We start from the raw sequence: 12984 nt of genomic DNA, 5'->3' as shown, positions 1-12984 counted from the left end.
ACAAAGGGTACAAAAGATTCTATTTTTTGTGAAGTAGCGCACAATATTTTAGTAGATTTGATATTCAACCCAAACTTTAAGTGAAACGTGCACCCCTTCTTTTGGTATTGTTTCTGCTGTGCCATGTTCCCTTTTTGGCACAGGAGCATTCCGTTTCCGGTACGGTTAGGGATGGGAATGGCCAAGTGGTATCCTACGCCAATGTTTTTCTTTTGCAACCATCGGATTCTACCATTTTAAAGGGAACCTCCGCAGATGAGAAAGGCCAATTTATCTTGAACGACGTATCCTCTGGAACCTATCTTTTAAAGGCAAGTTATATCGGAAATGTCTCAAGACCCATAGGAATAGATATCTCGAAGGATATTAAAATCGGGGCCCTGATCATTGATCAAAATGTTGAAGTTTTGCAGGAGGTAGTCGTAACTTCCAAACAACCGGTACTGGAGCGAAAAGCGGATCGTTTGGTATTCAATGTTAAGAATACCGTGGTATCACAGGGGAGCTCCTGGGAGGTCTTACAACGCACTCCCGGTGTCATTACGGTACAGGAGGAACTTCAGGTCCGAAATCAGCAAGCTGTAGTGTACATCAATGACCGAAGGTCTCGTTTGGGCACGGATGAACTAAAAGACCTATTGGAGAATTATCCCGGGCAGCACATAAAATCTGTTGAAATCATCAACAACCCTCCTGCAAGGTACGATGCTGAAGGCGGACCGGTCATTAATATCGTTACTAGCAAAAACATATCCCTCGGATATAAGGGAAATATCAATGGCAGTTATACACAAGCGGTTTTCCCTAAATATACCCTGGGCACATCCCATTTCTACAAAACGGAAAAACTCAACATATTTACCTCGTATTCCATAAATCCCAGAAAAGATTTCAAGGGCTTGGAAAATCAAATTAATTTTATTGACTCCAATGGTATTTTTTCCAGATGGGACACGGATTTTGACCGGACCAATAGGGTCACAACGCATAATGCCTTGCTCAATGTAGATTATAGCTTTGACTCTCAGAACGAGTTAAGCTTTGCCGGATCTTTTTTAAAGTCCCCAGATAAGCGTTTCGATAATTTTCAGCGTACTGAAATTCGGAATGCTGCCCGGGTTTTGGATTCGACCTTTACGACCCAAAGCGATTTATTGGAAAACCAAGACAATTTTTCAGGGGATTTGACCTATACCCATAACTTTAAAAACTATGGAAATTTTAAAGTGAATGGTCATTATACCCGGTTTAGCCTGGACAGGACCCAAGATGCGCAATCGGATTATTTTGATCCCCAAGGACAGTTTATACGAAGGTTCTCCTTTTTTACCGAGGCCGAACAGCTGGTAAAGATTTATACAGTCCAAGCTGACCTTACCTCTACTTTGGGTACCGTTAATCTGGAGACAGGTATAAAGGGGTCCTTTATCGACTCCCAAAGCGGGCAGGAATACTTTGACATAGACAACGGCGTTCCCATACCAAACCCCGGACTATCCGATGATTACCTCTATGATGAAAACGTATATGCCGCCTATTTGGATCTGTCCAAGGACTGGGAAAAATGGAGTATAAAATCTGGATTGCGTGCGGAGCATACCCAGAGTTCCGGCTTTTCCCGAACGCTTTCCGAAATTAACGATTTGGAGTATTTTGAGCTTTTCCCTTCATTGTATGTCCTGTACACTGCAAATGACAACCATAGCTTTGCCTTTGATTACTCAAGGAAAGTAAACCGGCCAAGATATGAGGATTTGAATCCTTTTAGATACTTTATCAACGAAAACAATTTTATTGAAGGAAACCCGGAACTGATTCCTAGCTTTAGCCACAATTTTAATGTAAACTACACCCTTAAGGGTGAATACTTCTTTGATGTTTATTACCGTGACAATGGCCGTTATATTTCCACATTAAGCTTTCAGGACAATGACAACTTGATTTTACGGGATGTAACGCAAAATGTATTGGAAAGTACCTCCTATGGATTTGATTTTAATTACGGCAAATCCGTCTTGGATTGGTGGTATTTGTACAGTTATATTTCCATTTTTTATGAAGATGAAACCTTTATAGCCTTGGAAAGCGATGATCAGATCGCCACCAATAAAGTTGATGGCATCTATATAGACCTTACCAATTACCTTACGCTTTCCAAGGATGGAACCTTTAAGGGAGAATTGGGATTCACCTACTTGTCCGGATTTCTACAAGGGTCCTATGTGCAGGAAGAAAGTACCAACCTTACCTTGGGGCTTAGAAAATCGTTTTGGGAAAAAAGGATGTTGCTTAGTTTGCAGTTCAATGATATTTTGAACAAGTTCAACAGCAGGGTTACCTCGAGATATCTTAATCAGGATAATAGCTATTTTGCGAGGCCCGAAACGCAATATGTCCGCTTGGGACTTACCCTTAATTTCGGGAATTTTAGATTGGAGGACAACCAACGTGAAATCGATAAAATGGAACGGGATCGGCTTGCTCCAGAATAGGGATATGTAACGTATACCCGGTATTTCGTATTTTTGCAGATCTAATACCAGAAAATTGCCCAAAATAGGAGACATACAATTGCCGCACTTTCCCTTGTTGCTTGCTCCCATGGAGGATGTGAGCGACCCGCCTTTTCGTGCGCTGTGTAAGGAACAGGGAGCCGATGTGGTGTATACCGAATTCATTTCCTCCGAGGGCTTGATCCGTGATGCCGCCAAAAGTGTCATGAAGTTGGATATTTACGAGAAGGAACGTCCCGTGGGCATCCAGATTTTTGGGGCCAACCTGGATTCCATGCTGCGCTCCGTAGAGATTGTGGAGCAGTCCCGTCCGGATATTATCGACATTAATTTTGGCTGTCCCGTAAAGAAAGTGGTCTGCAAAGGTGCCGGGGCAGGTATTCTTAAGGATATTGATAAAATGGTGTCCCTTACCAAGGCTATGGTACAGCACACGAAACTTCCCGTTACCGTAAAGACCCGTCTGGGCTGGGACCACGACTCTATTAAAATAGTTGAAGTTGCGGAGCGCTTACAGGATGTGGGCTGTAAGGCCATTGCCATTCATGGACGCACAAGGGCACAAATGTACAAGGGCGAGGCGGACTGGCGACCTATCGCCGAAGTGAAGAACAATCCCCGAATGTATATTCCTGTTTTTGGTAACGGGGATGTGGATTCCCCCGAAGCTGCTGTGCGTATGCGGGATGAATTTGGTTTGGACGGGGCTATGATTGGAAGGGCCAGTATTGGCTATCCCTGGTTTTTTAAGGAAGTGAAGCACTACTTTAAAACGGGAACGCACCTCATGCCACCTACCATGGTAGAGCGTGTGAATGCGGCCCGTCGCCATTTGCAGATGGCCATAGATTGGAAAGGGGAGAAATTGGGCGTTTTTGAGACCCGACGCCACTATACGAATTACTTTAGGGGCATTCCCCATTTTAAGGAATATCGTATGAAGATGGTGACCAGTGATGATTCTGCCGATGTCTTCGCTGCATTCGATGAGGTACTGGAAAAATTTGGCGACTTTGAATTTGCCCACTAAGGCGCGATAAGCTTTTTGGTAATCCGGCTACTGGCAATTTTGGAGGCGATGATTCCCAAGACCGTTATGGTGGCCAGGACCACAACTACATTCATCATATTGTATTCTACAGGGTATGCCAGCGAAGGCGTAATTTTTAACCATCCAAAGATGAGCTGGGACCAAATTAACAGGGATCCCAGCAGCACGCCAATCAATCCACCTGCAGTGGTAACGATAACCCCTTGTACAAAGTAGATGTGACGGAGTTCCTTTAGGGTGGTCCCCAAACTAAAAAGGGTCTTTGAATTCTGTTGCTTGTCTAAAATCATCATAATAATGGCTCCAACCACATTAAAAAGTGCAATGATCAACACTAAGGTGAAGATGAGGTAAGTCGCCAAATTTTCGGTATTCAGCATACGGTGTAAGGTGGTGTGGAGCTCTTGGCGGTTCTTGACAAGAATTTCCGGACCCATAAGCGCAGTAATTTTTTTTCGTACTTCAGAAACATCCACCTTTGGATCAATTCTAAAATTCACACCTGAAATTTGTGTGCTGTCCTTTTCAAAAAGTGCCTGTGCCAAGGATAGGTCGGTAAAGACATAGGTGTTGTCCAGATTTTCCTCCACACTATACGTACCGCTTAAAAAGAAGGGCAGGGCATTGTACAGATTTTCGGGTCTCGATTGGGATATACCCCCCTTTCCAGGTTTAAAGGCAATGATTTCCATGGGGTTCCGAAACTGGTTGATTGTTACGCCCAACTGATTGACGATTCCTAATCCGGCCACGCCCCGTTGTTGGTCAAGGGCCCAATTCCCATAATAAACAGTGCTATCCACATCGGTTACTTTGGTATAATTGGAATCCACTCCTTTCACCGAAGCGGTGGTGAATTTTTCCTTATGGGTCAACAATACTTGCTCTTCCAGTTCCTTGGAGAAGGCCACTATTCCGTTGATTTCTTCTAGGGCCCTTTCCTGTTCGGTTGAGATTGAAAAGAATTTCCCGTAGGCCGGAACCGCCTTTAGGTCCGGATCAAAAGTATCGCTAAAGGAGAGGCTAAAGGTTTTTAAGCCGGCAAAACCGGAAAGCACAATGAACAAGGCCGCAGAACCGATGACAATAACCAAGAAGGTGATGAAATTGATGATGTTCACGGCATTTTGGCTACTTTTTGAACGGATATAGCGTTTGGCGATATAAAGCGGAAAGTTCAATCCTATAGTTTTTTGCGCTTATCCAATAAGTCCCTGTTTTCTATGGGATTTTCGCCATGTTTGAGGGATTTGTCAATCTTTTCGATATAATCCAGGGAATCGTCCACAAAAAATGATAATTCGGGGATTCTGCGTAACTGATGGCGGGTACGTTGGGCCAGCTCATGTTTGATCAAAGGCTCATTGGATTTGATGCCTTCCAGCAATTCTTCGGAATCCGTATTCGGAAAAATGCTCAAATACACCTTGGCCACGGAAAGATCTACCGTAACGGACACCTTGGTTACCGAAATAAGAACACCGTTCAATCCGCCATCCATAGCCGCACGTTGCAGGATATCGGCGATATCCTTTTGGATAATACCCGCAATTTTTTTCTGACGCTGTGATTCCATGATGCAAAAGTAGGCCTTTTATGACTTTCCTCATCATTTGGTACCTTTAGAACCCCTAATTTTGGCCTCTAGAGTAAAAAAATGGGTTAACAAAATCATTTGTGTCATGATGGACAAAATAGAACATATTGGTATTGCGGTAAAGGATTTGAACCACTCCAACGAACTTTTCAAGAAACTTTTTGGCAAACCGGCCTATAAGCTGGAAGAAGTGGCCTCGGAGGGCGTACGTACCTCTTTTTTTGAATCGGGCCCCAATAAAATTGAACTGTTGGAGGGAACCAACGAAAACAGTCCCATTACCAAATTCATTGAAAAAAAGGGGGAAGGCATACATCACATTGCCTTTGCCGTGGATGATATCGTTTCCGAGATAGCCCGTTTAAAGGAAGAAGGGTTTATTGTACTGAACGAAACCCCAAAAAAGGGAGCCGATAATAAACTTGTGGCATTCTTGCACCCCAAGACCTCCAATGGGGTTTTGGTGGAGTTATGCCAGGATGCCACAGCTGATTAAACGAAATTAAGATTAAACAATACCCTAAACCTCCACTCGATTATTCGGATGCATTTGCGATCAGGGATTTGGTCTTGGAAGGGTGCTTTTTAGTTAGATGTACCGCCTCCCCAGTATGATAGATGGTGAGGTCGTCTCCTTTTTTGAGTAAATACGTTACCGCATCCTTCTGGAGTATTAGTTCAAGCATTTGTCCTCGGATCGTTAGTGGAAAACGAACCTCTTGGGCTTTTGGAGGCAACTTGGGATTGAAGGATATCTTTCCGCCATAATCCCGCAAACCGGCCAAACCGTACACGATTGCCATCCAAGTACCGCCCATAGATGCAATATGTGCCCCGTCCTTGACATTGCCTCCCACATCCGCCAGGTCCATCCACGCGGCATATTTTATGAGTTCCATAGCCCGGTCCAAATAACCCAGCTCAAATGCCAGGATACTGTAGACACAAGAAGATAGGGAGGAATCCCCAGTGGTCAAGGGGTCATAGTAATCAAAATTCCGTTTTTTCTGTGCTTGGGAAAATTCGTGCCCCAGAAGAAACATACCCATTACCACATCCGCCTGTTTAATCACCTGGAACCGGTATATGACCAAAGGGTGGTAATGGAGCAACAGGGGATAATGCGATGTGGGCGTGTTTTCAAAGTCCCATATCTCCTTTTTAAGAAATTCGTCGTCTTGGGGATGTATCCCTTTTTCCATGTCATAAGGGATATACATTTTTTCTGCAATTTTTTCCCATTCATCGATTTCGGCATTTGCTAGTCCGGTTTCTTGGGCCAGGGCCTCAAAACGCTCCGGGCGCTTTCCTTGCAGCAGTTTCAAGCTCTCCACGGCGTATCGCAAATTCTCGCGAGCCATCATATTTGTAAAGGCATTGTTATTTACGATGGCGGTATACTCATCGGGCCCCGTAACCCCATGGATATGAAACTCATCCTTGCCATTTTGGGAATAAAAACCCAAATCGGCCCATAGGCGCGCTGTCTCGATCAACATTTCCGCACCATATTCAAAAAGAAATTCCTCATCACCCGTAACTTCAACATATTTCCTCAAGGCATATATAATATCGGCATTGATATGGTATTGCGCCGTTCCTGCCGCAAAAAAGGCCGAGGCCTCATCTCCGGTAATCGTTCTCCACGGAAAGAGTGCGCCTTTCTGGTTTAATTCCCTGGCACGCTTTCTCGCCTTATCAAGGAGGCTGTACCGAAAACGCAGCAGATTCTTTGCGACTTTGGGGGAGGTATATATCAAAAAGGGCATGAGGTAAATTTCCGTATCCCAGAAATAATGCCCTTCATAGGCCTCTCCGGTAAGCCCCCGGGCCCCAATCCCAGTACCTTCCACACGTGCAGAAGCCTGGAGGATATGAAAGAGATTAAAGCGGAGGCATTGTTGTGTCCGCTTGTCATTATACATGTTCGCCTTAAGGTCGCAACGCGACCAAAAGCCATCCATAAAGTGTTGTTGCCCCTGGATTAATTTATCAAACCCTTCCTGCATTAGGGAGTCCAAGGTACGTTCGGAGCGCCCACAGAGCTCGGTAACCGGTGAACTTCGCGAGGAATGGTACACCATATACTTAATTAGGCGGAATGACTCTTGTGCTTGTGCATGCACCGTATAGACGATTTTTGCCGAATCTTCGTAACATTCACTTTTGTACGAATAGCTGTTTTTAGTTTGAATCTCGTGGTCCACACCACAGGCAATAGTCATTTTGCTCGTATGTACCTCGTGCCCAAGGAGCACTCTTTGCTGGTCCACCCGGTTTACGCGAGGTAGCAAAACGTTGTGATTGAATTTGCGGGACTTCCTGGGATCCTTCCCATCATTTTCACCCATATCCTCGGTGGGGCAACGCATTTTGGAGGAAACAATTAATTTGGCAGGGGTATTGAGAACCTTTACCTCATAGCAAATCGCAGCTACGTGGCGATGTTCAAAGGAGACGATTCGGGTAGTATTGATGGAAACCTGTTTACCGGAGGCCGTCTCCCAAAGGATTTCCCGATGTAGTGCGCCCTCCTTCATATCAAGTACCCGTCTGTAAGATTTAAGATCGGCCGTCGGAAGGTAAAATGGCTCGTCATCTACATATAGCCTGATTACCTTACTATCGGTAACATTCAGCATGGTCTGGCCTGTTTTGGCAAAACCATAGGCACTTTCCCCATATTGAATAGGCCATTGTTCGTGAAAGCCATTGATATAGGTGCCCCTTTGGATTACCGGTGTGCCTTCCTCGTGATTGCCCCGAAAACCTAGGTAGCCGTTACCCGTGGCAAATACCGTCTCATCTTGGGCGAGATATTTAGGCGCAAACTTCTGTTGGATGATTTTCCAATCATCCAAAGGATAAATATGCTCTGGAGGAAGTGTAATCTTTTTCTTTATCACGTATGTTCCATTTTTACCCGCTCGCCAAGACTCAATCTTTTTACCGTGCCATTGGGTGAATTGTCCTTAAATGGATTGGTATTTGGAAACAGGCATTTAGTAAAAACGTCGAACATAATTGTATTAAGCGAGGGTAGGTGAACGTCCCCAAAAAAACCAAGATAGCAATAATTTGATATTCCTGTTTCCATCGTTTTGATTCTTTTTACAAGCGTATACCTTTTTGAAGAATAATTCCCCAACCTTGGGGAGTGAAGGTAAGGGAATTATGCGGTGTACGCGTAACATCAATGTTAACATAATGGGATATAAGTGCGCTCCTATCAGGATTGGAAAATGAAGGATGCGGGTAGTATGTTATTGGAGTTAAGAATAGGACCGGGTCAGTTGCATCCTCGGGAAAATAGTAGTAATATTGCACACTCTTTTTTGTGAAGGCAAAAAGTTTTCTAGAAACCGCAACATCAAAATGGTCCTATAGCTCAGTTGGTTAGAGCACCTGACTCATAATCAGGGGGTCCCTGGTTCGAGCCCAGGTGGGACCACTGGGAAATTTTAAATATTCCCTAAAAGCCTGAAAATGAACTGTTTTCAGGCTTTTTCATTTTTATTGATTTCATATAAAATCATATGAAATCAACCGTTCTGGTGAGTGATTCGGTGAGTACTTTTTTATTCGCAAAAATGCCGCCCAAACTATGTTAAAGAATTGATATTCAATTCTTTGTTCGGATTTGCAAGTGATATTAATAATCCAAAAAGCACAGTTATGGAGGCAAAAAACACATTTTCCATCCTTTTTTACCCAAAAACCAGTGATTCTGACAAGCACGGAATGTCCCCTCTTTTCCTTCGAATCACGGTCGATTCTAAGAGGGCTGAACTCAGTCTAAAAAGGAAAATCAAACCCAAGGACTGGTGTCCCATTTCGAACAAGGTAATTGGCAAAGACCCCAAAGCAGATGAAATCAACTATCATTTAGACGACTTAAAGGTTCGTATCCGCCGAATCCAAGCGGAGTATGTTTCACAAGGACAGCCGTATTCAGCGCGTATCATCAAGAACAAACTTTTAAATAAAGGAAGCAAGATTAAAACTGTGCTTTCTATTTACGATGACCATAACGATAACATGCAAGCCCTTTTGGGAGTTGAGTATACCTATAGCACCTATAGGAGGCATGTAAGAACCCGAAACCATTTGGGAAAGTTCATCTTTCATGAATATGGTGGAAGAGACTTTTTTGTTACCAATGTGGATTTAAAGTTTGTCATTGGATTTGAACATTATTTGAAATTGAACAGAGCGGGAAGTCACAATACCATTGTCAAGTATGTGACCAATTTCAAGAAAATAGTGCGGATAGCTCTTGCCAATAATTGGATGAAAACAAACCCTTTCTACCACTGGAAAGCAAGATGGAAAAAAACGTATCGGGAGGTGTTGACCGAGATAGAACTACGATTACTGATTGAGAAGGAATTCAAGTCTACTCGATTGGAACGGACAAAGGATGTCTTTGTCTTTTGCTGCTTTACAGGGTTGGCCTATATCGATGTCAAAAATTTGGGTGAAGAGAACATCCATAGCATTGGGAATAAAAAATGGATAAGGATTCTGCGGACAAAAACGAAAGTACAAAGTACTATTCCTCTTTTGCCCATAGCGGAAGCAATCCTTGAGAAATATAGAGTGTCAGCAATTGGGCAAGTGGGGGAACGATTGCTTCCTGTTTTAAGCAATCAAAAGATGAACCAGTATTTAAAAGAAATATCGAAGGCGTGCGGCATCAATAAGCGAATGACGTTCCATTTATCCCGTCACACATTTGCTACTACGGTGACTTTGTCTAATGGAGTGCCTATCGAATCTGTAAGTAAAATGCTAGGACATCAATCCATGCGAACTACTCAGATATATGCCAAGGTGCTTGACCATAAGTTGAGCAAGGACATGGAATTGGTGGCAGGTAGATATTGACCAAAGTTTATTCCCAAATCTTACCCTTGACTTTTGCACATGGTTCCTGTGGAATTTTTCTAGTGTTTGGGAAGAAAAACGTTAAGGGAAAATTTCATAGGGTACAACTTACTTTTTGGAATTTAAGGCGGGTTTGCCGTATTCAAAATTTGGGATACGAAGTAGACCTGATTTGAATAGCAAGAGGGTAACGCGCTAAAGCGACGTTACGTTTCATTAAACGATTATAAAATATTGATTATTAATATTTTATAAAGAAGATAAAATGAAAAGGAAAATTTGAAATTGTAACAATTTAGCCTACAGCCTTTATAAACAGGGCTTTAGATTGTAACAATTGAACGATAAAAATGAAGAAAATGGATGGATTTGGTACAATACGATTACATCATAGAACCATTAAGAGGTTCAGGCGATTTTCAAGGAAAATAACAAAGTCCTATTCCGAAACTTTGGAGTCGGTCATGGACTTCTTTGAATGGCATGGAATATCACCATCAAGCAAGTTCCCAAAACGAGTTGATAAGGATGGCGAAAAGACCCGCAAAAGGATTAATGCGCTTATTGCTATTGTAAGGGACATTGAGAAAACGCAAACATTACCAACCAACGAAATGTTATTGGCACTTTTTGGCCAACATGAAATCGTAAAGAAAAGGAGGGAGCCTAAACGGGTTGAAAAAAAGTTTCAAAAAATGACAAAAGAGGAGTGGAATAAGTTGGAGGGAGTGATTTCACGAGAACGCTATGACAAACTAAAGGAAAGGCATAAAAGGGAAAAAGAGGAGGTACTGGAATTCCTTTTGAAAGTGAAGTTGATAAAGCCAAGATTTGGGAAACCTTATTGGAGTATGGAAACTAACGCCAACGAACTTGCCTTACTTAAAGACAAAATGAGCAGGGACTACTAAAAATACTGCCTCGCTCAGTAGTATTAGTTTGTGTAAGTATTTGGGACAAATTAATTCTTGTATAAAGAAGAAATATTGTAGACAGAAGTTTCAATTTCGAGACTATTGAAAGAATACCATGTGCTGATAAGATGTGTTACGTCAATATTATTCGAAGTTTTGGATTATCTTATTGTATAATTTTTCCCCCAACCTAGGCCCATTAAGTTCTTCACAATAGATATTCTCAAACAGCTCAAAATGTTTTTTCAATCTTTCTGGAAAACCATCCTTTGTAAAAAACAAAACAAAATCAATACAATAGTAGCCTGAGGCTATATCAGTAGAATCAAAGATAAAATCGAATAATTTTTCCCCTGCAATTGTTGCACTACCAATCCAAATATATTTTGGATAACTACTAAACTGGACTTTCCTCTTAATGTCATTTTCAAATTCTGAATTACAGACAGTACTTTTATATGTGTTACTGTCCTGCAAAAAGATATCCCATTCTAATTCGCCAGTAAATATATTGGCTTGAAACAAAATTTGGTCTATACTACTTATTGTTGTGAACACATCAATAAACTTTATCCTTACTTTTTTATAAATGGGGATAATTACTGAGTAAATAGCTCCTTTTGTTGATGTGTCTCCATCCTCCCAGGATGTAGTAATATTTTCATTGCCATCAAATTCCATTCTGGCGAACGGCCCTACTTGGTCGTCATGAGCATAGAACTTTTTTATTCTATCGGCAAAAAGAGAAATCTCATCTGTTTTTTCCAATTCTCGATTTTCATCAGAATATCCAACAATAGTAATTAGATGGCCATTTTCATCATCAATGTCTAAATCATAATCTGTTGTATCCTGTTGTTCTTCATCAGTACGGTCAGATGATTTTTCCGTGGACTGTTTGGACAACTTATCATCTTCTACTCCGTCATCAGACTTTTCATCCTCTACTGATCTATCTTTTTCTTGCGGAATACTATTTGCAAAATTGAAGAACAATAAAACGGGCAATCCAGCTTTACTATAAGCGTATATCAATCTTTTAGCCAATTGTGAATCCTTTCTGAACTGCCAAGATATTTCCAGTTCAGGATCAATACCGAGTGCAGCAATCGCCTCGCATATTTGAAATATGTCTAAACCAGGGGTTGGAAAGGTTCTTCCATTATTTAAATATGTATTCCCTGCGCTTTTGGTTATTTCGCTTGGAGATGGTAAGTGTGTGTCAAATAACTTAGAGGTTTTATGAAATGCACTCCATATAGCTACTGAGGCACACGCAGCAACAGTATAGTCTTGTTCTTGGAATGCTAATGTTTCCAATGATAGCTTCTTGCCAAAAAGATTAACATCATAATTTCTGCATGCTGGATAATATCTAGTTCCTTTCTCGTGATCAGATGGATATGTCTTTAGCAATGTTGGGCCTATAATACTTTCGGGAAGGGGTTTTAAAACGATATAGCCAAGGTAATTTTCGTTCAAATAGTTAGAATTATTGTCAAATAGTTCTTTCTCAAACCGTTCTTCAGTAATTCTCTCTTTGAAGAAATGAATCCGTTTACAGATACGTTTGTAATTCTGAAAACAAGTTGAATAGTAATTGGAATAATCAATTAAGTAGGCTTTCGAAATATATTTTTTTTCTATCAAAATAGATTGGGCGCCAATTCCTTTGGCGCCCAAATAGTTTTCGAAATATTCTAAGTGATGTTTATTCTCTAAATTTTCAGATGAAATTTTTTTATTGTTAAGAGCAATAAGTAAGTTATCACTCGAATATTCTAAAATTTCATATTCCATTAGAAGTGTATCTGCCAGCTCTTACAGATAGTGCTTTCCTGTCATATTTAAAACTCTCTCTAATCCTATCATTAGCTGCTTTAACCTTCTTTAACGCTTCGATTAAATCCTCTTCTTTAATCTTATTGGCGTTTTTTTCTTCAGTAAGGAATTTTGCCTGTTTGGAATTTGACATATAGTTTACGACTAATCTTATCAGGTATAACGGAAAATAGCATACTT

10 protein-coding genes and 1 tRNA gene are annotated in these 12984 nt (G+C 41.5%); 6 read left to right on the top strand and 5 right to left on the bottom strand.

Features of this window, described 5'->3' with window-relative positions:
* Positions 1-80 precede the first annotated feature (80 nt).
* Both Q0993_RS12850 and dusB read left to right on the top strand, forming a co-directional pair.
* The gene (locus Q0993_RS12850; RefSeq protein WP_299533589.1) at positions 81-2492 is read left to right on the top strand and encodes a TonB-dependent receptor; all 2412 of its coding nucleotides are present in this window, start codon (positions 81-83) and stop codon (positions 2490-2492) included.
* 55 nt (positions 2493-2547) lie between these two features.
* On the top strand, positions 2548-3543 hold the full coding sequence (gene dusB, locus Q0993_RS12845; protein ID WP_299533588.1) for a tRNA dihydrouridine synthase DusB: 996 nt from the start codon (positions 2548-2550) through the stop codon (positions 3541-3543).
* Here dusB and Q0993_RS12840 read toward each other — a convergent pair.
* Together Q0993_RS12840 and rbfA are read right to left on the bottom strand one after the other, a co-directional pair.
* Positions 3540-4745, bottom strand: coding sequence for an FtsX-like permease family protein (locus tag Q0993_RS12840; protein WP_299533587.1), 1206 nt, complete (start codon positions 4743-4745; stop codon positions 3540-3542). The two genes, dusB and Q0993_RS12840, sit on opposite strands and share 4 nt — an antisense overlap.
* A 2-nt stretch (positions 4746-4747) precedes the next feature.
* Positions 4748-5140 (bottom strand): 30S ribosome-binding factor RbfA, encoded by a 393-nt coding sequence (rbfA, locus tag Q0993_RS12835; RefSeq protein ID WP_299533586.1) that lies wholly within the window; start codon positions 5138-5140, stop codon positions 4748-4750.
* A 109-nt stretch (positions 5141-5249) separates the two neighbouring features.
* Here rbfA and mce point away from each other — a divergent pair, with 109 nt between their 5' ends.
* The gene (gene mce, locus Q0993_RS12830) at positions 5250-5657 is read left to right on the top strand and encodes a methylmalonyl-CoA epimerase (protein ID WP_299534018.1); all 408 of its coding nucleotides are present in this window, start codon (positions 5250-5252) and stop codon (positions 5655-5657) included.
* Positions 5658-5697: 40 nt separating this feature from the next.
* On the opposite strand, the gene Q0993_RS12825 is transcribed toward mce, so the two are convergent.
* The gene (locus Q0993_RS12825) at positions 5698-8067 is read right to left on the bottom strand and encodes a glycoside hydrolase family 65 protein (RefSeq protein WP_299533585.1); all 2370 of its coding nucleotides are present in this window, start codon (positions 8065-8067) and stop codon (positions 5698-5700) included.
* A gap of 471 nt (positions 8068-8538) precedes the next feature.
* Between Q0993_RS12825 and Q0993_RS12820 the strand changes: the two genes are divergently transcribed.
* The 3 genes from Q0993_RS12820 to Q0993_RS12810 all read left to right on the top strand — a co-directional run bounded on the left by Q0993_RS12820 (position 8539) and on the right by Q0993_RS12810 (position 10959).
* Positions 8539-8612: transfer RNA gene (locus Q0993_RS12820), tRNA-Ile, on the top strand.
* Between the two features lie 224 nt (positions 8613-8836).
* Entirely contained in the window at positions 8837-10048 is a 1212-nt protein-coding gene (locus Q0993_RS12815; RefSeq protein WP_299533583.1) for a site-specific integrase, read from the top strand.
* A gap of 359 nt (positions 10049-10407) precedes the next feature.
* Positions 10408-10959 carry a BfmA/BtgA family mobilization protein gene (locus Q0993_RS12810; RefSeq protein ID WP_299533581.1) on the top strand — a complete coding sequence of 184 codons (552 nt, stop codon included), beginning with the start codon at positions 10408-10410 and terminating at the stop codon, positions 10957-10959.
* Positions 10960-11106: 147 nt separating this feature from the next.
* Here the strand turns inward: Q0993_RS12810 and Q0993_RS12805 are convergent, their stop codons facing one another.
* Together Q0993_RS12805 and Q0993_RS12800 are read right to left on the bottom strand one after the other, a co-directional pair.
* Complete coding sequence (locus tag Q0993_RS12805; RefSeq protein WP_299533580.1) at positions 11107-12762, bottom strand: hypothetical protein; 1656 nt, start codon at positions 12760-12762, stop codon at positions 11107-11109.
* The gene (locus Q0993_RS12800; RefSeq protein WP_299533579.1) at positions 12752-12937 is read right to left on the bottom strand and encodes a hypothetical protein; all 186 of its coding nucleotides are present in this window, start codon (positions 12935-12937) and stop codon (positions 12752-12754) included. The genes Q0993_RS12805 and Q0993_RS12800 overlap by 11 nt, the downstream gene beginning before the upstream one ends.
* Positions 12938-12984 lie beyond the last annotated feature (47 nt).

Source organism: Ulvibacterium sp. (genome assembly GCF_028285715.1).
Lineage (GTDB): Bacteria > Bacteroidota > Bacteroidia > Flavobacteriales > Flavobacteriaceae > Ulvibacterium.
Note: the sequence above shows the minus strand (reverse complement) of the source record. Positions and strands in the feature narration are given on the sequence as shown.

Bases quoted from the DNA above. Each gene is read 5' to 3' on its own strand.
- Q0993_RS12805 (WP_299533580.1), bottom strand. From the start codon at position 12,762: ATGGAATATGAAATTTTAGAATATTCGAGTGATAACTTACTTATTGCT.
- Q0993_RS12815 (WP_299533583.1), top strand. From the start codon at position 8,837: ATGGAGGCAAAAAACACATTTTCCATCCTTTTTTACCCAAAAACCAGT.
- mce (WP_299534018.1), top strand. From the start codon at position 5,250: ATGGACAAAATAGAACATATTGGTATTGCGGTAAAGGATTTGAACCAC.
- rbfA (WP_299533586.1), bottom strand. From the start codon at position 5,140: ATGGAATCACAGCGTCAGAAAAAAATTGCGGGTATTATCCAAAAGGAT.
- Q0993_RS12810 (WP_299533581.1), top strand. From the start codon at position 10,408: ATGGATGGATTTGGTACAATACGATTACATCATAGAACCATTAAGAGG.
- Q0993_RS12800 (WP_299533579.1), bottom strand. From the start codon at position 12,937: ATGTCAAATTCCAAACAGGCAAAATTCCTTACTGAAGAAAAAAACGCC.